Origin of the sequence: Commensalibacter sp. M0355, from assembly GCF_016101365.1 — a bacterium.
GTDB lineage: Bacteria > Pseudomonadota > Alphaproteobacteria > Acetobacterales > Acetobacteraceae > Commensalibacter > Commensalibacter melissae.
In genome coordinates, this window is record NZ_JACFQQ010000003.1 from 13,148 (window position 1) to 35,899 (window position 22,752).

18 protein-coding genes are annotated in these 22,752 nt (G+C 40.0%); 8 read left to right on the forward strand and 10 right to left on the reverse strand.

Annotated features, from left to right (window positions below; genetic code table 11):
- The first annotated feature begins 133 nt into the window (after nucleotides 1-133).
- From H3T44_RS05930 to H3T44_RS05940, 3 genes are read left to right on the forward strand one after another with little or no spacing between them, the layout of a single operon-like run.
- On the forward strand, nucleotides 134-886 hold the full coding sequence (locus H3T44_RS05930; protein WP_198185157.1) for a phosphoadenylyl-sulfate reductase: 753 nt from the start codon (nucleotides 134-136) through the stop codon (nucleotides 884-886).
- Between the two features lie 26 nt (nucleotides 887-912).
- The gene (cysD, locus tag H3T44_RS05935) at nucleotides 913-1,827 is read left to right on the forward strand and encodes a sulfate adenylyltransferase subunit CysD (protein WP_198196580.1); all 915 of its coding nucleotides are present in this window, start codon (nucleotides 913-915) and stop codon (nucleotides 1,825-1,827) included.
- A 38-nt stretch (nucleotides 1,828-1,865) separates the two neighbouring features.
- Nucleotides 1,866-3,197, forward strand: a complete 1,332-nt coding sequence (locus H3T44_RS05940; RefSeq protein ID WP_155564822.1) for a sulfate adenylyltransferase subunit 1 — start codon at nucleotides 1,866-1,868, stop codon at nucleotides 3,195-3,197.
- A 45-nt stretch (nucleotides 3,198-3,242) separates the two neighbouring features.
- Here H3T44_RS05940 and H3T44_RS05945 read toward each other — a convergent pair whose 3' ends face one another.
- Entirely contained in the window at nucleotides 3,243-4,364 is a 1,122-nt protein-coding gene (locus H3T44_RS05945; RefSeq protein ID WP_198196581.1) for an alpha/beta fold hydrolase, read from the reverse strand.
- Nucleotides 4,365-4,430: 66 nt separating this feature from the next.
- Between H3T44_RS05945 and H3T44_RS05950 the strand changes: the two genes are divergently transcribed.
- From H3T44_RS05950 to H3T44_RS05960, 3 genes are read left to right on the forward strand one after another with little or no spacing between them, the layout of a single operon-like run.
- On the forward strand, nucleotides 4,431-4,631 hold the full coding sequence (locus tag H3T44_RS05950; RefSeq protein ID WP_122122852.1) for a zinc-finger domain-containing protein: 201 nt from the start codon (nucleotides 4,431-4,433) through the stop codon (nucleotides 4,629-4,631).
- Between the two features lie 8 nt (nucleotides 4,632-4,639).
- On the forward strand, nucleotides 4,640-7,420 hold the full coding sequence (polA, locus tag H3T44_RS05955; RefSeq protein WP_198196582.1) for a DNA polymerase I: 2,781 nt from the start codon (nucleotides 4,640-4,642) through the stop codon (nucleotides 7,418-7,420).
- Nucleotides 7,421-7,423: 3 nt separating this feature from the next.
- The gene (locus tag H3T44_RS05960) at nucleotides 7,424-8,032 is read left to right on the forward strand and encodes an SCO family protein (RefSeq protein WP_198196583.1); all 609 of its coding nucleotides are present in this window, start codon (nucleotides 7,424-7,426) and stop codon (nucleotides 8,030-8,032) included.
- A 77-nt stretch (nucleotides 8,033-8,109) separates the two neighbouring features.
- On the opposite strand, the gene fghA is transcribed toward H3T44_RS05960, so the two are convergent.
- The 3 genes from fghA to H3T44_RS05975 all read right to left on the reverse strand — a co-directional run bounded on the left by fghA (nucleotide 8,110) and on the right by H3T44_RS05975 (nucleotide 11,260).
- Nucleotides 8,110-8,946, reverse strand: coding sequence for an S-formylglutathione hydrolase (gene fghA / locus H3T44_RS05965; protein WP_198196584.1), 837 nt, complete (start codon nucleotides 8,944-8,946; stop codon nucleotides 8,110-8,112).
- A gap of 27 nt (nucleotides 8,947-8,973) precedes the next feature.
- A complete protein-coding gene (locus H3T44_RS05970) occupies nucleotides 8,974-10,086 on the reverse strand; it encodes an S-(hydroxymethyl)glutathione dehydrogenase/class III alcohol dehydrogenase (RefSeq protein ID WP_232347545.1) in 1,113 nt (370 codons plus the stop codon).
- 403 nt (nucleotides 10,087-10,489) lie between these two features.
- The gene (locus H3T44_RS05975; protein WP_198196585.1) at nucleotides 10,490-11,260 is read right to left on the reverse strand and encodes an energy transducer TonB; all 771 of its coding nucleotides are present in this window, start codon (nucleotides 11,258-11,260) and stop codon (nucleotides 10,490-10,492) included.
- Nucleotides 11,261-11,421: 161 nt separating this feature from the next.
- On the opposite strand from H3T44_RS05975, the gene H3T44_RS05980 reads away from it, so the two are divergent.
- Entirely contained in the window at nucleotides 11,422-11,871 is a 450-nt protein-coding gene (locus H3T44_RS05980; protein WP_198196586.1) for a DUF2946 family protein, read from the forward strand.
- A 74-nt stretch (nucleotides 11,872-11,945) separates the two neighbouring features.
- Nucleotides 11,946-14,153 (forward strand): TonB-dependent receptor, encoded by a 2,208-nt coding sequence (locus H3T44_RS05985; RefSeq protein WP_198196587.1) that lies wholly within the window; start codon nucleotides 11,946-11,948, stop codon nucleotides 14,151-14,153.
- Here H3T44_RS05985 and H3T44_RS05990 read toward each other — a convergent pair whose 3' ends face one another.
- The 6 genes from H3T44_RS05990 to H3T44_RS06015 form a co-directional block, all read right to left on the reverse strand.
- Complete coding sequence (locus H3T44_RS05990) at nucleotides 14,154-14,696, reverse strand: gluconokinase (protein ID WP_155566201.1); 543 nt, start codon at nucleotides 14,694-14,696, stop codon at nucleotides 14,154-14,156.
- A 12-nt stretch (nucleotides 14,697-14,708) separates the two neighbouring features.
- Complete coding sequence (gene rpiA / locus H3T44_RS05995; protein WP_198196588.1) at nucleotides 14,709-15,407, reverse strand: ribose-5-phosphate isomerase RpiA; 699 nt, start codon at nucleotides 15,405-15,407, stop codon at nucleotides 14,709-14,711.
- Nucleotides 15,408-15,448: 41 nt separating this feature from the next.
- Entirely contained in the window at nucleotides 15,449-16,201 is a 753-nt protein-coding gene (gene pgl / locus H3T44_RS06000; RefSeq protein WP_155564813.1) for a 6-phosphogluconolactonase, read from the reverse strand.
- Nucleotides 16,202-16,306: 105 nt separating this feature from the next.
- Nucleotides 16,307-17,116, reverse strand: coding sequence for a Cof-type HAD-IIB family hydrolase (locus tag H3T44_RS06005; RefSeq protein ID WP_198196589.1), 810 nt, complete (start codon nucleotides 17,114-17,116; stop codon nucleotides 16,307-16,309).
- A gap of 194 nt (nucleotides 17,117-17,310) precedes the next feature.
- Entirely contained in the window at nucleotides 17,311-20,886 is a 3,576-nt protein-coding gene (gene nifJ / locus H3T44_RS06010; protein WP_232347546.1) for a pyruvate:ferredoxin (flavodoxin) oxidoreductase, read from the reverse strand.
- Between the two features lie 49 nt (nucleotides 20,887-20,935).
- A complete protein-coding gene (locus H3T44_RS06015; RefSeq protein ID WP_198185143.1) occupies nucleotides 20,936-22,564 on the reverse strand; it encodes an NAD(P)-binding protein in 1,629 nt (542 codons plus the stop codon).
- Between the last annotated feature and the right edge of the window lie 188 nt (nucleotides 22,565-22,752).

Sequence of the window (22,752 nt, forward strand, 5' to 3'; positions counted from 1 at the left end):
GGAATAGTTTTACCATGGATCAGCCCCCTATTGCAGATTATCCTGTTTAGTCATTAACACCAGAATTTCTAACCGCATCTTTTTCAAATTCCTAATAACAGAATTATTATATCAACTTAGGTAACAGTTTACGATGACACCACTTGAATTCTATTCCAAACATCCAAGCGAGCAATATGAACAGAAGCTGGAACAAACAAGATCATTCCTGCAAAAAATAAATCGGGATTATTCACCATTGGTTCAGGCAACCAGTTTAGGGGTGGAAGATATGGTAATCACAGATCTTATCCATCAGCTTGATTTACCCATTCAGGTTTCCATGCTGGATACACTAAAACTGCATCCTCAAACGCTAGCCTTAAAAAGACAAGCTGAAATTCATTATAGTATAAAAATAAAAAGCTACTATCCAAACAAAAGAACAATCCAGAATTATGTTCAAAAAAATGGTGAAAAAGCGATTTATCGATCAACTGAGCTTCGTAAAGAATGTTGTCACATCAGAAAACTGGTCCCCCTGACCGACCTTTTACGAAACTATAAAGGTTGGATTACAGGATTACGCAAGGAACAATCAAATTTCCGGGCCAATCTTCAAGCGGTTGAAACTGAAAACAAAGGGAATGATCAACCTGAAGTAAAGCTAAACCCTTTACTTGACTGGACAAATGGAGATGTGTGGTACTACGTTAAAACATATCGCGTTCCCTACAATACGCTTCATGATCATTTTTTTGTCAGTATTGGCTGCGAACCATGCACTCGCGCCATCACTCTTGGCGAAGATTTCAGAGCTGGACGCTGGTGGTGGGAACATGATGAAGCGAAGGAATGTGGTCTTCATGTGAGTGCACCCATTTCTTTCAACTCTCATCAGTCTTAACATATTTTAATTATGGTCATTTTATCATGAATTTTCTCATATCATCCTCGAACCCTGCCTTAAATGATCTGGAAGAAGAGGCCATATTCATTATGCGTGAAGTGGCTGGTTCCTTCGAAAAACCAGCCCTGTTATTTTCTGGCGGCAAGGATTCATGTATTTTATTAAGGCTGGCTGAAAAAGCCTTTGGGCAGGGACGCTTCCCCTTTCCGCTTCTTATGATTGATACAGGACATAATTTTCCAGAAGTCATCCAATTTCGTGATCAGAGAGCAAAAGAATTAAAGGCAAATTTAATCATTCGATCAGTAGAAGAATCAATGAAACGAGGTACGGTGAGGCTATCTCATCCTTTGGAAAGCCGTAATCCCCATCAATCAGTAACATTGTTGGAGGCTATAGAGGAATTTGGTTTTGATGCATTAATTGGAGGGGCCCGCCGTGACGAAGAAAAGGCCCGTGCCAAGGAAAGAATTTTTTCACACAGGGATTCTTTTGGTCAATGGCAACCCAAAGATCAACGGCCAGAATTATGGAACATATTCAATACCAGAATTCATCCGGGTGAAAATTTCCGTGTTTTTCCAATCTCTAACTGGACGGAATATGATGTATGGCGTTATATCGAACAGGAAAATATTCCCTTACCCAGCCTTTACTACGCTCATCAACGGCAAGTCATTCCCCGAAAAGGGTTGCTTGTTCCTGTAACAGAGGTGACACAGCCTAAACAAGATGAAGAAATTCTTACCAAAACTGTCCGCTTCCGCACGGTCGGTGACATGACCTGTACTTGCCCTATTGAAAGCAATGCAAAAACAGCACGCGATATTGTCAGGGAAACAGCTACCGTCACGATCAGTGAACGTGGTGCAACCCGTATGGATGACCAGATCTCAGAAGCCTCAATGGAAAAACGTAAGCTTGAAGGTTATTTCTGATCTCTCTATCCCCGTTTTTATTTCTCAAGGAATGCATCATGATTTCTTCTCCCGTAAATTCCACCTCTCATTCACATCATACATTAAAATTCCTGACCGCCGGAAACGTTGACGATGGCAAAAGCACATTAATCGGCCGTTTATTACTCGATAGCAAGGCAATTCTTGCCGATCAACTATCTGGTATACAACAACAGTTTTCGACAGACCGTTCCTATGATCTCGCCCGGCTTACAGATGGATTACAAGCTGAACGAGAACAAGGTATTACAATCGATGTGGCATACCGTTATTTTACCACACCAACTCGTAAATTCATTATCGCGGACGCACCAGGTCATGAACAATACACAAGAAACATGGTAACCGCCGCCAGCAATAGTGACGCTGCCGTCATTTTGGTCGATGCGACAAAATTAAACTGGGAGATGGAAAATGTTGACTTGTTGCCTCAAACCCGTCGACACACATTACTTGCCAACCTATTAAAAGTCCCTTCGCTGCTTTTCGCCATCAATAAACTTGATGCTGTCAAAAATCCCGATATTGCCTTTGTGCATATTAAAAAAGCACTGAAAAAATTCACTCAGGAAGCAAATATACCTGTTACGCACATCATACCCATTTCAGCATTAAAGGGTTATAATATCATCTCCACTATAGCTGATAACGAAAGATATCGCTTATGTGAAAATGTCTATCACGGTCCCTGTCTTTTAGACGCCTTGACCGAACTTCCCTCCCAACAACATATTGTCAAATGTCCTTTATATTTCCCTGTCCAATATGTACAAAAACTATCTGAAACCCAATCCAGCCCCACCCAACATGGTCAAAGAATTTTTTGGGGGAAAATAGCGGCAGGAACTGTCAAGCCAGAAAATGAAATTATTGTGCAACCTTCTGGACTAAAAGCAAAAATTGCTAAGATTTTTGCCGATGCACTACAAAACGAAATACCCTGTGCTGAAGCGGGTAAATCCGTTGGATTAATTCTTGACCGGGAAATAGACATTTCCCGAGGGGACTGGATAACCTCTCCTTCCATATCTCCATTACAAAAAGAGGTCCAAGCCACCTTGGCATGGTTGGATGACGAACCTTTGATTATTGGAAGACTTTATTGGTTGAAACATGGTCACCGCTGGATCAAGGCGAAAATCTCATCGATTCATAATCATCTAAATATACATAATCTGGAAAAAGAACCTGCCAAGGATTTACAGAAAAACAGTATTGGACAAGTTTCCCTAACCTTGCAACAGCCAATTCCGGTTTTACCCTATAACCAGGCAAAAGATGTGGGTGCAGCCATTTTGGTAGATACGGCCACCAATCGGACTGCTGGAGCTGTTCTCCTCCAAGGCTAGCCGGCAAGCTGTTATTGCACTATCACCCATAAGATATAGAGACTTTTATTTTTTAATAAAATTATCAACCTGGCTTGGCAAATAAACCGGTATTTTTTCCTTTCCCTCAATCGATAACCATGTGGAGGTTGAAATATCTCCACCTGATGGCAAAAACTGATCCGGACTAAAAATCCAGCTCAGTATATCCTGCACCACAATGTTTCTATTTCTACCACGCAACAATAAATGATATCCTCCAGGAATATAATCCTTTCTTACCCAAGAAGGAAATTGTCGCCAGACCTTTTTCATTGAAGAATCAGGGATGAGCTGATCCATATCACCATACATTACAAGGATTGGAGAATGAATATAAGGAGCAGCCTTTGCAGCCTTGCTCATCAAATTGACCAACCCATACAATGCCTTTACACGGGCTTTGTGCAATGATAACGGATCAAAATACAAACGTAACAGGGATTCATCATTATCACTTGCCCTGATGGTTACCGGGGCGCTTTTTCCACTTAACCGCCAATTCGGGGCGATCGTATTGATCATGCGCAAGATAACATCGGCAACCAGTCCCAGCTGTTTATGACCCCACACGGCTGGGGCCAGTAAAATATAACCATCGACTTTTGGAACATTGGGACGTGAGGCCAAACACATGGCGACAGCCCCCCCCATACTCTCTCCCATCACATACAAGGGTGTATCGGGATATCGAGTTTTTAAAAATGATATTTCCTCAATAATATCGTCAATCATCCGACGGCTACCCGCCCAATTTCCTCTTAACGGTGCTTGTCCAAATCCTCTCTGATCCGGGGAATATAAAGTTACACCTGACTTAACAAAATGATCTGCTGAATCTTCCCACGCATCGCGACTATCATTAAATCCATGTAAGGCTAGAATAATTGCCTTTTGTTGTATTGCCCGCCATATACGCACGGGAATACGGGCATGATCCGACATTTCCCACCACAAATCAGGAGGAATCAGCTTTTTATAACGTGCATAAGGATCAGAACCGATAGAGGGTATATTCAAAACAGAACTATTCACTTTAACTTCTGCATAGGCTATATTACAATGTTGGGTCAGGAAATAAATTCCGATCAGAAAAAAATAGCAAACTTTATGTAAATAGACAGAACTTAAACGGTTTAAGAAAAACATATTTGTCCAAGATAAATTTTATTTTTATAAATGACAAGTTCTGAACCACTTAACAAGGGTATATTCATGAATTTAGAAAAAGATTCTACAACAACCTTACCGGCAAAACCTATTGAAACCATTTATACTTCTTCCCAAACCGTTGCTTGTGAGGGTAATCACACACTGTTCGGTCATCCACGGGTTTTTCTAAAACTAAAAAACGGACAGGCAACCTGTCCTTATTGCTCAAAATCATTTGTCTACAAACTATCTGAATCAAATTAACATCTTTCATGACTTCATCTTCTGCATCAAATCAAAAACACTTAATCCTCATTGATGGATCCGGGTTTATTTTTCGTGCTTTTCATGCCATTCCCTTAATGACTGATCCATCAGGAACACCTGTCAACGCGGTTTATGGTTTTACTAACATGATGATAAAACTAATCCGTGATCGTGTGGCCAGTCATATGGCTGTCATTTTTGATGCAGGAAGAAAAACCTTCAGGAATGAAATTTATCCAGCTTATAAAGCACATAGACCTCCTCCTCCTGAAGAGCTTGTTCCCCAGTTTTCACTTGTTCGGGAAGCCTCTGAAATTCTGGGATTACCAACAATTGAAATGGCAGGATGGGAAGCTGATGATCTTATTGCAAGTTACGCAAAAGCAATCGTGGCAGATGGGGGCAAATGTACAATTATTTCTTCCGATAAGGATCTGATGCAATTAATCAACGAACATATTCAAATGCAGGATCCCATCAAGGAAAAAATCATCAAGATTGAAGAGGTACAAGCTAAATTTGGTGTGTCCCCAACAGATATGATTTCCTTACAAGCATTGATGGGAGACCCGGTAGATAATATCCCTGGAGTTCCTGGCATAGGTCCCAAAACGGCAGCCGCTTTAATTCATGAATATGGACAGTTGGAGGATATCCTTGCTGCCATTCCTATGATGAAACCCTCCAAACGGCGCGATAATCTTGAAACCAACAAGGAAAATGCACGAATTTCATACCAACTTGTTCAGCTAAAAGATGATATTCCTCTACCCACCCCGATTGATCAGTTAAATTGTTGCAAGGCTGATCCTGAAAAAGTTACCGCATGGCTTCAAAAACATGGATTCCGCTCCATATTAAATCGCTGGACAAAAAATTCTCATAATACAGGCGACATTCCTCATACATCTCGCAGACAGGAAACACAGACCGGTCCCGAACCAAACAAAGCGGTTCTTGCCGCCCCGTATCATCAGTATGAGACCATTCTCAATAACACGCAATTACAGGAATGGATTCACCGAATTCAAACAACCCATTTTTGTGCCGTGGATACTGAAACCGACAACCTTAATGCATTACAGGCAAATCTAATCGGGATTTCCCTAGCTGTAGCCCCGGGTAAAGCCTGTTATATTCCCATCAATCATCAAATAGATGGAGAATTATTAAAACCTGAACAAATTTCATTAAAAAATGTCATTCAGTATCTTGACCCCATTCTGACAGATCCTTCCATCCTCAAGATTTTTCATAATGCTAAGTATGATTTTCTTGTCTTGGAACATAACGGGTTTCCGCAACCTGCCCCCTATGATGACACAATGATTATTTCTTACAACCTGGCGGCGGGAGAGCACAGACATGGAATGGATGAGCTGGCAAAACGCTATTTGAATCATCAAACAATATCTTATGATGCATTAACCGGAACCGGTCGTAAACGTATCCCTTTTGCGCAAGTTTCAATTGAAGAGGCAACAACCTATGCAGGTGAAGATGCAGATGTCACTTTGCGTTTATGGGAAATATTGCGACCTCAATTAAGAACCGCACATGTTCTAGGTCTTTATGAAGAAATAGAACGTCCCCTAATTCCAATCCTGACCAGGATGGAACAAAATGGAATTATGATTGACGCTTCCCTTCTTCAAAAGCTTTCTATTAATTTCACCGAAAAAATGTCAGAAAAAGAAAAAGAAATCTATCATGTTTCCGGTGAAGAATTCAATTTGGCCTCACCAAAACAGCTTGGGGAGATCCTTTTTGACCAGATGAAGTTGCCTGGTGGAAAACGTATGAAATCTGGTACATGGGGAACAGATGTCAAGGTATTACAGGAACTTAGCGATCAGGGTTACGAGATTGCTGAAAAACTGCTGGCTTGGCGACAATTGGCGAAACTTAAATCCACCTATACGGATGCTTTGGTTAAGGAAATAAACCCGGAAACAAAACGTGTACATACCAGCTTTAATATGGTTGGAACCGTTACGGGACGTTTGTCTTCCAATGATCCCAATTTACAAAATATACCTATTCGAACAGAAGAGGGTGGAAAAATCAGGGAAGCATTTATTGCCAAGCCTGGCCATGTTCTTGTTTCCGCAGATTATTCACAAATAGAATTGAGGCTTCTTGCACATGTTGCAAATATTCCCCAATTAAAAGAATCCTTTATTCATAATGAGGATATTCATGCCCGTACAGCCTCAGAGGTCTTTGACGTTCCAATCAATGAAATGCAACCTTTGCTGCGTCGACAGGCCAAAGCAATCAATTTTGGTATTATTTATGGAATTAGTGCCTTTGGGTTAGCCAAACAATTGAATGTTTCATCATCTGATGCCAAACAATATATTGAGACCTATTTTAAACGTTACCCTGAAATAAGGGCATATATGCAAAATACCCAGGAAGAGGCAAAGGAAAAGGGATTTGTTCTAACACCTTTTGGCAGAAAATGCTGGATTGCTGGAATTAAAAATAGCAAAGGTCCACAAAAGGCTTATGCCGAACGCCAGGCCATAAATGCTCCTATTCAGGGGGGCGCCGCCGACATTATAAAATGCGCAATGCGGGATATGGACAAAATCATCACAGAAAAAAAACTCCCCGTAAGCATGTTATTACAAGTTCATGACGAGTTGCTTTTTGAAGTGCGAACAGATTATGCTGAAACATTCGTTAATCTTGTAAAGCAAACAATGGAAAACACTGTTAATCTTTCCATTCCCCTTGTTGTTGAGGCTGGAATAGGTAAAAACTGGGCAGAAGCACATTAAATCATGCCACAGAATCAAAAAAAATCTATTTGGATTATTTCATTCCTATTTATCGCTTTCATTATTGGCATGATGTTCCTCGGGATTAAATTCACTGCCAATCATACAGCCGTTGCGCCTGAAAATTCCAATGTAATCGGAGGGGGTTTTCAACTTATCAGCCCTGCAGGAAGTATCGTCAATGACGGAATATTCAGGGGAAAATGGATGTTGATGTATTTCGGTGCAACACGTTGCCCGCATAATCAATGTCGTAAGGATCTTATAAAAATGGGTGAGATCATTAACCATTTAGAGAATAAAGCATCTCAACTTGTTCCAATTTTCATATCCTTTGATTCTAACTATGATACACCCAGCCGTCTGATGTTAAGTATGAAAACCTATAATGATAAAATTATAGCCCTGACCGGTGGTGAACTGGCGCTTCGTGATATTTCAATTCTTTATCATGTTTCCATCAAAAAAGCGTTAATCAATAGTGATATAAGCCTTGTTGAACCTTATGATCAGTTCATTCTCATGGATCCAGAGGGAAAATATAGAACCTCCATTCAAACAGGTACAGAAACGCATCGGATTGTGGAGACCCTTGAATCAATAATCCAGTAAATATAGTTTATACAAACTGTCCTCATTTCAAAAAACGTGAAACTGCATAAATTCTTGATATGATTATTCACATATATTTACTTTAAATATCTATAATGAAATAACAAATGATCATGGATAAAACTTGAAACAAAAAAATAGCTGTGGTCATAACCTTTCTGCCATCGCAATTGAAACGGCCAATTCTTTTTGAGGGCAACAGTTTCCAAAATTTCTGGTTGTAACTGTTTTAATAAAAATTCATCCTTTGTTCCCTGATCAATCAATATGGGAAAGGGTTGATCAATATAATGCTCCATTAGAAAACAGCTATCATAGACTTGCCAAGTTTCCTTGCTATCTCCAAGATAATGACAAAATGCCTTACGCCCAAACGGCACCTGCATTGGATTAACAATTGGTGCAAAAGCCGAAACCGAACAAAATCGACCAGGATGTTTTAGGGCAAACATCAAAGCACCATGACCACCCATTGAATGTCCAGCAATAGATTGCTTGCCATTCGATTTAAATTGTCGCTTGATCAATTTGGGAAGCTCAATGGAAATATAATCAAACATTTGATAATTTTGTTTCCAGGGTTCTTGTGTCGCATTAACATAAAAACTCGCTCCCTGTCCCAGATCATAAGAAGGCGCGTCAGGAATTATATCACCTCGGGGACTTGTATCAGGGACAACCAGTATAATTCCCAATTCTGCAGCATATTTTTGCGCCCCTGCCTTAGTCACAAAATTCTGGTCATTACAAGTTAAACCGGAAAGCCAGTATAATATAGGTAAAGTTGTATTCCTGTAATCAGGTGGCAAGTAAACTGAATAACTCATTTTGCAGCCCAGTGTGACTGACCAGTGTCTGAACCGTTTTTGCTGTCCACCAAAAGATTGATGAGTTTCCAATTCAACATATTTCATAATATTTCCTGTCAAACCTATCTGAAACTAGTAATGTAAAACAGTTCGAATAGCTTTTCCCTGATGCAATAAATCAAAAGCCCTATTAATCTCATCAAATGCCAAGTCTTGTGTTATAAAATCCTCCAAAACGAATTTGCCTTGCAGATAATCATTTACAATAACAGGCAATTGTGAACGCCCCTTAACCCCACCAAATGCGGATCCTCGCCATACGCGGCCGGTCACCAACTGAAAAGGACGGGTGGAAATTTCCTCACCTGCCCCGGCAACACCAATGATAACAGATTCTCCCCAACCTTTATGACAACATTCAAGAGCAGAACGCATTACCTGAACGTTTCCTATACATTCAAATGAAAAATCTACTCCACCTTTTGTTTTTTCAATTACAACTTCCTGTATTGAGGCGGAATAATCTTTAGGATTTATAAAATCGGTAGCTCCTAACTTCCTAGCCAATTTAAATTTTTCTGAATCAATATCAATTGCGACAATGCGACCTGCACCCGCCATATGGGCTCCCATAATGACTGACAAGCCAATCGCACCCAACCCAAAAACTGCAACACTATCACCTTTTTGTACTTTTGCCGTATTTTTTACAGCTCCCATACCAGTTGTGATTCCACAACCCAATAAACATACTTTTTCCAAAGGTGCCTGTTTACTGATTTTTGCTACGGAAATCTCCGGAACAACCGTATATTCGGAAAATGTAGATGTTCCCATATAATGATAGATAGGTTCGCCGTCTTTGAAAAAACGGTTCGTACCATCAGGCATCAACCCTTGACCTTGAGTGACACGAATAGCCTGACAGAGATTGGTTTTACCAGAACGACAATATTCACATGTTCCACATTCCGGAGTATATAAGGGTATAACATGATCACCAACAGAAACACTTGTTACCCCTTCACCAACAGCCTGTATAATTCCCGCCCCTTCATGACCTAATATTGCTGGAAATATACCTTCAGGATCTTTTCCTGAAAGCGTGTATGCATCTGTATGACATACGCTGGTTGCAATTATCTTTATTAAAACTTCCCCTTTTTGTGGCGGCATTAAATCAACTGTCTCAATTGAAAGGGGCTGATTGGCTCTCCATGCAACAGCAGCCTTCGTTCTTATCATCTCCATCTATGATCACCCTTCTGATACAAAAATTAATTTATTCAATTAAATATTAAAACCCAGGATTTTATAAACCAAACAAACAGTTTCAAAGTAAAGATTATATCTATGAAATGGAATTTCATGACTCAATTCAAATTAAAATAATTTAATATAGTCTTCTGGTCCCAACATTTTGAAAATAATCAATCCATAAACCCCAAACAGGCATTGATAGAATTTTCTTTCTTGATATATTCTTACTTCAGATAGTCTTCCCGAAAAAGTATTTTTAATTTAAACCTGTTTCAATTTATAAGTAAAATGGCAATAATCAAATAAACTATATAATATAAAAACAAATATGTTGGCTGAACCGATCATAAATATTATTCAATTACACATGAATACTACTCATATATTTTTAGTTGTATCTTAACTCAAAATGAACCCTGGTTGTTGTCTGAACAAGCGTATCATTATCTTCCAATGCACTGCATTTTATTTGTTGGACTGCCTCGATTGCAGCCCGATCCAAATCAACAAAACCACTTGTCTCAACAATTTTTACCTGACCAACCTGTCCATTTGACAAAATTTGCAATGCAACCTTTGCAACACCCTGTTCATGTCTTCTACGGGCAGCCAAGGGATAATTACCTTTTGGTGATGAGCAGCGTTGCAATGGAAAGTTGTGACTGACTAAAGGTATTGATGGTTTGGCTTTCTGCTCCATTCCCCTATCCTGCCTTTTCTGCTGTCCCATTGCTGATTGAGCAGCCATTTTATTTTTGGAAATGTTACGATTACTCGATTGGTCCTGAGTGGTTGGCACTGAAATTTTTTGCAATACGTTCATGGCTGGCAAAGCATTGACAGGACTTCTGGCCACGGGGATGGTTACTGCCTTCAGATCATCCGTTTTATTTTCTGCAATTGCATCCAATGAGGAAAGAGATTTCATCCCTTCTTGAAATTGAACCACGACCATTGAAGAGAGTGGGAAAACTTCTTTCTTTACATGTAAACAAAAAAACATTAGCAGGAAAACAATTATATTAAATAGAACAGCAACCGTACAGGCCAGCTCTATCCCTACTGAATTGACATGTTCGGAAAAAACCAACGTCCTTTTTGGAAATGATGATAAAATCGTTTTCTGATTCAGAGAAGGACAGATAGGTTCCTGTTTCATAATCCTTGATGCCATATTTGCTCAAATATATTAGAGGTAAAGAGCCTTTATTCTATTCTATCTATAAAACAAAACATTCAAATACTAAAAAGAAATTTGACTTTGTCCATAATTTTAATCAAATAAATAATGATGATCTTCAATACTTGACCAAGGCATTAATGATTTTATCCTCTACAACAAATATATGGGTAAAAAAAAATAAAGATTCTTATCCTGTATCTTTATATTCTGTTATTATTGTCCTGTTTCTGTTTATAAGTCATTTAATTCTTTTACCTTTTACATTTACCTCGCTTTGGCATTGTCCAATGATGCAAAATCAGCATGCATCCATGTCAATGACGATGTGTGACACTGTCACTTTCTCCCACTCTAAGATAAGCAAGAAAACGAATCAACACTCCCAACACAATCAACAACATCATGGAATCTTTGTTTGTCCCCTCTGTAATGGATTGGCTGTTCCAAGCCCCTTGTTAAATTTATTACTTATCTTTCCCCAATTGACAATTATTCATCTTTTTTTGAAGCGCAAGGTTTATCAGGCTCAACCTCCCCCGATATTACCCTTGAATACGCAACTACCCCGTGCACCACCCCTTTATTAACACTGATAGTTCTAATGGTCATACAGATATTATGACCAAATTATTCCTTTGTCATTATTATATCAGGTTAATCTATGTCTTATCGATGGCATTGTACACGTAAATTTTACCTTTTTTTATTATTGTGTTCTCTTTACCCCTATAATGGAAAAGCACAAAAAAACATTACACAAAATAAAACCTCTCTTTCAAGAACCAATACCACTGCACCAGTTCCAGAAATACATATTGAATCAGAAGACATCCCAGACTTTTCCACAAATCCACCCAATTCAATTTTTTTAAAAAAGGATAAATTAAAGGATATTGTGAATAACAGTCCAAACCCAATGGATCTTTTCAAAAATCAAATGGGTATCAGCCAATATGGTGCGGGTCGTATTGCCTCTTTACCCGTAATTAACGGAATGGCGGATGATCGGGTGGCCACGTTCATTGATGGTATGCGTATCAATGGGGATTGTCCAAACCATATGAATCCTGCCATTTCCTATCTTAATCCCCATGATGTTGCAACAGCCAAAATCATGGCCGGTATCACACCCGTAAGTATGGGAGGGGACAGCTTGGCCGGATCAATTGATATCCAACGAAAAGATCCTCTTTTTGCAGAAAAAAACAAAAAAATTCTCATCAAAGGAGAAGCCTCAAGCTTTTATCATAGTAATGGTTCAGGCGTAGGAACGGCAGGAAACATTACTGTTGCCAATAAACATTTAAGTCTCCGCTATAACGGGTCATGGTCTCAATCCCGCAATTATCATGCAGGCAGCGGCGGTGGAAAAGTGTATTCTTCTGCTTATAAAACATTCAATCATGATGTGACCCTAGGTTATAAAAAGGATAACCATTTATTCTCTTTGACCTATGGACAATCTGACACACCCTATGAAGGTTTTCCCAATCAATATATGGATATGACCAATAATCGCTCCATTTTTGTCAATGGAAAATATAAGGGTGACTTCGATTGGGGAACAATTGAAGCAAGAGGCTATTGGCAACGTGTCACCCATGCCATGAATATGCTCAGCAATAAAGGCGGCCATTCCGCCACGAAAGGAATGCCCATGAACATTGATGGTCGTACAGCTGGATATAATGTTAAGGCAACGGTATTCATAGATAATCATAACACGTTACGGATTGGCAGCTCTTTCGATCATTCAGGTTTAAATGACTGGTGGCCCCCCCTACAAAAAAACATGATGATGGGACCTCATACCTATCACAATATCAATAATGGCCATCGGGATCGATTGGGAAATTTTGCTGAATGGGAAGCCCAATGGACCCCAAAAGTCACAACCCTTCTCGGTTTTCGAAATGATCTGGTCATGATGAATACAGGGAGAATATCTGGATACCAGGGCATCAATGGAATGAATGCCGAGGAACGGAAAGCCATTCATAATTTCAATACTGCAAACCGTGGCCATACCGATACCAATTTTGATGTTACAGCCATGGCACGATGGACAGTCAATAAATCCTTTACCTGGGAAGGTGGGTATGCCCGGAAAAGCCGTTCTCCAAATTTATATGAACGTTATACTTGGGGCACATCTCCAATGGCCATGCGCATGATTGGCTGGTTTGGTGATGGAAATGGTTATATCGGCAATCTCAACCTCAAACCGGAAGTAGGCAATACCGTCAGCACAACCTTTGACTTTCACGATCCACACCAGGATATATGGGAGGTCAAGGTTCAACCCTTCTATACCTATATTCACCATTACATCAACGTTAATTACCTTGGGAGTATGCGAACACGTCAAAATACAACTGTCTCAAAATTGCAGTTTGATAATCATAACGCCCAAATCTATGGAATTAACACTGCTGAATCCTATAAATTATGGAACAATAAGAAATATGGTCAAGGCATATTGAAAGGAAATATCAACTGGGTTATGGGTCAAGATCGAACCAATCACAACAGCCTTTATCACATGATGCCATTAAATGGAATGATAAGCCTTAATGAATATTTTGGTCCATGGACTGGCAGGATTGAGGCAAATTTCGTCAATACAAAAAGTCAGATTGACCCTATGCGTCGTGAACCGAAAACACCTGGCTATGTTTTGTTCAATATCGGGGGGAGTTATACATGGCGTATGCTTCGCCTGGATGCAAGCATAGAAAATATAGCCAACAAAAAATATTATCTTCCTTTGGGAGGAATGTCCTTAGGGGATTTAATCACAACTAACGAATTGCGTGCCCTGCCTGGTCTGGGTCGTTCTTTTAATATCGCCCTGACTGCCAGCTTTTAACTAAAGTTGCTGTAATTTCATTAGTGTATCTCGAATAACCGTTTCAAGCGGATGGGACATGTCAATTTCTATATGAGGTTCATCCACCTGGAGCGGTTCAAAGCTTTTCAGCTGTGTATCCAGTAAACTTGCGGGCATAAAATGCCCTTCACGTTTTTCAATACGATGAAGAAGAACATCATATGGAACTTTTAAATTTACAAAATAGAAAGGTTTCCCAATGCCCTTGCGCAAAAAATCACGATAGGATCTTTTTAGGGCAGAACATGTTAACACCCCTTTCCCACCATGTTCTTCCGCACATGCCTCCAACCATGCATGACATTTTTCCAGCCATGGCCAACGATCGCTATCTGTTAGGGGTTTGCCTTCTGACATTTTCTGGATATTATGTTGTGAATGAAAAGAGTCCCCTTCCTGAAAAGGCCAGTCAAGATACTGATCCAAACCTTTTGCCAATGTCGTTTTTCCACATCCCGAAACACCCATTATCACCAATAAACAAGGCCTAATCTGTACATTATCATTCGTGGACAAAGACATTGATGTGTTCCTTTACTTATATAAATGCTGAATCCCGTTATAGCCTGCGACTAAAGCTTCATCCGTACAATTAATAAATAAACCGCTTTCGATAACCCCAGCAATCGAAATGATATCTTTCTCTAGTCGCACAGGATCGTCAATAATTCCAAAATCACAATCGAGAATCATGTTCCCACCATCCGTCAGGAAAAAATCAGGATAATCATTCTTGACCCGAACTTTTATTGATGCTCCAATTTTTTCCAAATGTTTCATTGTGGCTTCCCAACCGAAAGGGGTAACCTCAACTGGAACAGGTGTATGCTCACCAAGCTTATCGACTAATTTACGTTCATCAACGACTATAACAAATTTTTTGGCTGCATAGCGAACAATTTTTTCTCGTAATAAAGCGCCACCCAACCCCTTAATTAACTGTAATCCTTGATGCGTAACCTCATCTGCCCCATCAATGGCAATATCCAATTCTGGACATTCCCCCAATGTTGTCAGTTCAATTCCGTAAGATTCGGCCAGCTTGGCCGACGCAATCGAGGAAGGCACACCTTCAAAACGCAAACCTTCCTCTTGCCACCGCTTGCCTAAAGATCGGATAACACATGCCGCGGTACTCCCACTTCCCAATCCAACTTTCATCCCTTGCGAAACTAATGAAGCCCCTATTTTTCCAAGCTGCTCTTTATATTTAACGATTTGTTGTGCATCCATCTCTATCTAGTATTCTTTCGTTATCCAATTACCGACCGCTTTTATTCACCACCGGCCGCTTTATCCAAAATCCAGTGAACCTCTCCTTCCGTTTCAATTTTTGAAGAAGGATATATTGCATTCTCTTCCCTTACCTCACGGAAAATCTTAACCTTGTTTTCTCCACTCACTACAAATATAACCAAACGGCTGGAAGCAATTGCTGGATAGGTCAATGTCATTCTTCTATGAGGGGCGTCTTTTGGTTGACACCAAGAAACCCACTTCTGTTTTTCCTCCAAAACAGCTGTATCAGGAAAAAGTGAAGCCGTATGACCATCTGTTCCCAGTCCCAATAAAACGATATCAAATAAGGGTTCCCCATTCTTCAATACCCTTGATCCATATTCGTGCTGTAAATTTTCTTCATATAATCGCGCAGCTTTTTCCACATCTTCTAAAACAGGCATCGGATGAACATTCCTAAATGGAATATTCACATGATTAAGCAAAGCCTCGGTAACCATACGAAAATTGCTGGCTTCATCCGTATAGGGCACCATTCTTTCATCACCGAAAAACAGATGCAACCGTTCCCAAGGCAATCGATGACTGTAAGTTTCTCCCCCTAATAATTCATATAATTTTTTAGGTGTGGATCCTCCTGATAACGCTATCCTGAAAACCGCATCCTTTTTTTCCTCAATCTGGTGCAAAATGATATCAGCCAGGTAATTAGCCTGTGCATTTGCATCGGGTAAGACAAGAACATATCCGGTTTTCGCATTATGCCCTTTTTCCATATTGTCTGTCATAGATAACTCGTTCTTTATAATTTTTATGTACCCCTTCCCGGGATTCAACAATTCAGGTTACAAAATTAAACCATTATTTCACAACTTAAAATATTTTCATTTAAATTAAAGTAAAAATTGATTAACAGCATAAGCCCATCCATTTTCCTCATTCGTACGTGCAATATGATGAGCATATTGTTTTACCCTTTGACTTGATTGTCCCATAACAATCGGCATTCCTGCAATTTTCAGCATCGGAATATCATTATCCATATCCCCTATACAGGCCGTTTTACTTAACGGAATTTTAAGTAATTCCGCTATTTTCTGAGCTGCAAATCCTTTATTTGCCTTTAAATGAGAGATATCCAGATAATTTTTTGAAGAATGAACTGCGGAAACTTCCCGGCCATGACGTCGTTTTATCTGTTGTGCTAGATTATCAAGTAAAACAGTATCCTGGGAAATACCCATGATTTTTATTGTATCCGTTACATGATCTTGAATGTTTTGAATAATTTTCGGCTGCAATTGCAAGGCTTTTTGTTCATGCTCCACAAAGGCGCTTTCAGTAGTAAATACAAACCATTCAAGACTACTATAAAGCCATATTTCAATTTTATGCTTCTGGAGCATATTGCATATATCGAGAATCAGGACAGGATTCATGCAAATTCTGGAAAAGATATTTCCTTTTACATCAAGAATTTCTCCGCCATTCAATGCGGCAAAAGGCAACTCTATTTTCAATTGCTCCAAATACAAACGCATACCCAAGGCAGGCCTGCTACTTACCAGGGACAATCCAATCCCTTCCTGTTTCATTTTATGAACAGCATGAATGGTTTCATTTGTGACAATTTTATTGTTTGGTATCAATGTTCCATCAATATCCGAAATTAACAACCGAATTGCTGGAGTTGTTTTATTCAAGATTGACACTTCCCAACTGTATTAAAATGTTTTAAAACCATCCAAAAAGCCATTTTTAATTTTCTAATAATCAATTGGAAAAATATTATATTCACAAATTGATAAAAATATGACGGTATAATTGTCAAAATATAAAAACACCCCTTGACCGCAATCGTCAAGGAGTGTCATCAATCACATATTTTAATTTAGTCTCAATGTTTTAATCCCAATACAACAGGATTGACTTCATCCGTTTCAATTGATGCCAGGGCCTCATATTGTTTATAACGACGGTCAATTGCCTTTTGTGCATTTTCCATAATTTCCTCGGCATCATTCGGACGTATCCGTTTTAGATTCCGATATCTGATTTCATTACCCGCATATTCTTTTAAAGCAATACGTGGTCTGGCTGAATCCAGTTGGAAAGGATTTTTACCAATTTTCCGCATCATAGGATCAAAACGGAATAATGGCCAATAACCGGATGCTGTCGCCAATTTTTGTTGGGTCAATCCATGGCGCATATCTATTCCCTGTCCAATGCAGTGGCTGTAGGCAATGATCAACGATGGCCCATCATAAGCTTCGGCCTGGCGAAATGCTTTTAGGGTATGTTGCGGATTGGAACCCAGAGCAACCTGGGCAACATAGACATTATCATATGTCATGGCCATTAACGCCAAATCTTTACGAATTGTTTCTTTTCCCTTTGATGCAAATTTGGCAATTGATCCGAACGGTGTCGCCTTTGAGGCCTGACCTCCTGTATTGGAATACATCTCTGTATCCAGCACGAGGATATTGACATTTTCACCTGACGCTAAAACATGATCCAAACCACCGTAACCAATGTCATAGGCCCAACCATCTCCACCAACAATCCAGATACTGCGACGGATAAAGTAATCAGCCAATGCCAATAAACGTTTTGCATCATCACTGTTAAGCCGAGCTAAACGTGTCTTCAGCATTTTTACCCGTGAACGTTGGGCCTGAATTTCAGATTCTTCTTTCTGTGATGAATTCAAAATCGCATCAGCCAGATCCGTACCGACCTCTTCCCTCAATCGCTTCAATAAATGACTGGCCACTTCTAGCTGTTTGTCAACAGCAATTCTAAAACCCAATCCAAATTCGGCATTATCTTCAAACAAAGAATTGGACCAGGCTGGGCCCTGTCCTTCTCCATTTACAGACCAGGGCGTTACAGGCAGATTGCCACCATAGATTGATGAACAACCAGTCGCGTTGGCAACTTGTAAGCGATCTCCAAACAACTGGGTCAATAATTTCAGGTAAGGCGTTTCCCCACATCCGGCACAGGCACCAGAAAACTGAAATAAAGGTTCCAGAAACTGCACACCCCGTACATTCGAAAAATTAACTTTGCTACGATCATCAACCGGTAAAGTTTCAAAAAACAAAATATTCCTTTTTTCTCTTTCAAGCAGGGATTCCTTTGCTGTCATATTGATTGCCCTGGTTTCGGGCTCAATAGGACTTTTCGCTGGACATACATCAACACACAAAGTACACCCTGTGCAATCCTCCACGTAAAATTGCAAAGTATAATTAATATTTGGATATCCCCTAACTTTTAAAGGTGCCGTCTTAAATCCCTCTGGTGCTTTTTCCAGATAACGATCATGGTACGTTTTGGAACGTATCACACTATGTGGACAAACATAGCTGCACTGACCACATTGCACGCACAGATCCTCTCGCCATTCAGGAACAAAATCCGAAACGTTACGTTTTTCATAAACGGCTGTTCCGGAAGGAAAAGTTCCATCTGCCGGGATCAAGCTTACTGGAATTTGATCCCCCTTGCCCGCAAACATAGGAGCAATAACCTTATGAACAAACTCTGGTGCATCTGCTGGAATAGGACATTCAAGATCGATATTGCTTGATACACGGTCTGGAACCCTTACTTGCTGTAAGCTATCGCAGGCTGCATCAACAGCCCTGTAATTTTGCTGTACAACATCCTCACCTTTTACAAGATAGGTTTTCCTGATCGAATGTTTGATATATTCAATCGCTTTATCCCTTGGAAGAATATCCGAAATTGCAAAAAAACAGGTTTGCAAAATCGTATTGGTGCGCATACCCAACCCAACTTCCTGGGCAACTTTTGAAGCATTAACAACGTAAAATCTTAATTTCTTTTCAATAATACGCTGTTGTACCAAACGAGGTAAATGTTGCCAAATTTCATCTGCATTATAATGCGCATTCAGCAGAAAAACTCCACCTTCCACCACATGTTCAAGAATATCCTGACGATAAAGGAAATGAAAATGATGACACCCGACAAAATCGGCACGTTGAACCAGATAGGCCGCCTTGATCGGAATTTTACCAAAACGTAAATGGGACACGGTCTGCGCACCGGATTTATGAGAATCATAAACAAAATACCCCTGTGCATATTCCCCTGCATCCTCAGCAATAATTTTCACGCTATTTTTGTTGGCCCCAACGGTTCCATCCGCACTCAATCCAAAAAACATGGCGCGTTTAATTTGATCACTATCAATTGTAAAGGATGAATCATAGGTTAAACTGTTATGGGTTAAATCATCCTGGATACCGACTGTAAAACCATGTCGAGGATTCTCTGTCTTTAACTCATCAAATACGGCCTTGACCATTGCAGGGGTGAAATCCTTGGATGAAAGACCATACCTACCACCGATAATCAAGGGCAAATCCCTTCTTTTCCCCCTTGAGACAGCCTCGGCCAAAGTCGCCATCACATCTAAATATAAAGGTTCCCCCAACGCACCTGATTCTTTTGTACGATCCATAACTGCAATTCGTTTGACTGAAGTAGGCAGGAATTCGAGAAATTTTTCTGAAGGAAAAGGACGATAGAGACGAATTTTTAAAACACCAACAGATTCCCCCTGTTTTATGAGGGCTTCAGCTGTATTGTCAGCAGTTTCGGCAGCGGATCCCATCAATACGATAACATGTTCTGCCCGAGAATCCCCAACATATTCAACCAGATCATGGTAACGCCCTGTTAAATCCCCTAAACGCTTTACGTATTTTTCAACAAGTTCGATAACCCGGTTGTAATATGGATTAACCGCTTCACGTGCCTGGAAAAATGTGTCAGGATTATGAGCCGTTCCTCTAATAAAGGGTTTTTCAGGATTTAGGGCCCGTTCACGATGTGCAATGACAAATTCATCATCGATCATTTTAGCCATAATCTCATCAGATATGATATCCAATGTGTTTAATTCATGAGACGTACGAAAACCATCAAAAAAATGAATGAAAGGTACACGTGCCTCCAATGTAACAGCATGCATAATCAAAGCCAAATCATGGGCTTCCTGGACTGATGCAGAACAGCACATGCCAAAACCTGTCATTCTGCTTGCCATGACATCAGAATGATCCCCGAAAATTGACAGGGCAGAAGTTGCAACAGAACGTGCTGCCACATGAAAAACCGTCGAGGTCAATTCACCAGCGATCTTGAACATGTTTGGCAACATCAACAACAATCCCTGTGATGCCGTAAAGGTTGTTGTTAACGCCCCTGTTTGTAAAGAGCCATGTACTGCTCCCGCAGCACCACCCTCACTTTGCATTTCCTGAACAAGGGGAATATTTCCCCAAATATTTTTAATTCCCTTTGCCGCCCATTCATCAATATGCTCAGCCATCGGGGATGAGGGCGTAATCGGAAATATGGCACAAACCTCATTAACACGATAAGCAATATGGGCAACTGCAGTATTGGCGTCCATTATTGTATTAGTCATCTATAACCATCCTCTCTTGAGACGTTATCTGCATATAATATTAATATATTTAGATATTTTCAGCTGTCATATCAATTGCTTGGCATGGACAGGATTCAAAACAGACCGCACATCCCGTGCAACGATCCATATCCAGTAAATACCCTTTTCCCACTCCGGCTTTGGTTAAAGCATCCTCTGGACAAGCTGCCAGACAGTTATCACACTCATAGCAATTTCCACAGGAAAGACAGCGTTTGGCTTCATACAGAGCTTCCTTTTCATTAAAACCGATTAATGTTTCCGTAAATCCAACACGCTTTTCAACAGGCAATTCCTTTTGTAGGATCTGAGGTGTATCCTCCAATAAGGGAAGATGTAAATCCGTATAATAGGTAATCGGATTTTTTGGGGATACAATAAAGGGTTTATTATCCAGCCAAGCATTAATGAACCGAGCAGCCTTTTTACCAGAACCCACAGCATTCGTGATACTTCGAGGACCGTCAATAGCATCCCCGCCCGCAAATATGCCAGAAACCCCAGTCATCATCTGGGCATCAATAACCAGAGTCCCCTTTGAATCAAATTCTATTCCTTCAATATTTTGCAAAAAATGATTATCAGGTTGCTGTCCCAATGCCATAATAACGGTATCCATCTGTATTTCCTCCATCTCCTCGGATGGTTCCGGACGAGCATCCTGGCCAATGATCATTTTCCGTAAAATTACCCTGTCTTTAAAAACAGAATCAATTGTCCTCATACATTTAAATTGAGTACCTTCTGCCTCTGCATCCTTAATCTCAAATTGATGCGCCTCCATATGCGAACGATCCCAAAAGAAAATAACCGTTACTTTTTGCGCCCCTGCACGAAAGGCTGTTCGAGCGGCATCCATCGCTGTATTTCCGGCTCCATAGACCAAAACGTTTTTACCGATTTTTGGATTTTTCCCAGCACTGACATCACCCAAAAACTCTATGGCTGACAAAAGATGCGCTTCCTTATCAATTGGAATATTTAACAAACTTGGTTTTGTAGCCCCTATTGCCAAAAAGACCGCATCAAACCGTTCCTCCTGCTTTTCTTTCAATAAGTCCCTCACTGGATCATTACATCTGATCTTGACCCCCATCTGTTCAATCCGATAAATATCAAGCTTTAGAATATCTCTCGGTAAACGATAAGCGGGAATGCCATAACGCATCATGCCTCCAGGTTCAGGAAAAGCCTCACGTATTACAACTTCATGCCCCATACGACACAAATGATAAGCTGCAGATAACCCCCCAGGTCCAGCTCCAACAATTAAAATACGTTTACGATTAGGATTATCTGCAACGGAAACTTGCCATCCCCGGTCATTAGCCATATCCCCCAAAAACCGTTCAACAGCGTGAATGGTGACAGATCCATCCAATTCTTTACGATTACATGAACCTTCACATGGATGATAACATGCCCGCCCGTGAACTGCAGGCATGGGATTATTATCAAGAATATGTTCCCAAGCCTCTCTAAACTTTCCCTCTTGAGCAAGGGAAAGCCACCCTTGTATATCCTCACCGGCGGGACAGGCATAATTACATGGTGGTAAATGGCGATTATAAACAGGATATAATTTCCTTACCGGCCCACCAAACTGTTGTTGAGTCATATCAATGACCGGACTCATATCGTGATGTTTTGTTCCCATTAGATGATACCCTTAAATTATATCTTGTAGATTTTTATAATCTTTATGAAAAACCATTATGCTTATGTATGTTGTTAGAAAATTATTATGTCATAAACCATTCAATAGCGAATTTTGTTTAACGTAATGTTAGTAAAATAAATTTGATTTATTTCACTAACTCTATATATTCCTTATATATTTTGTAT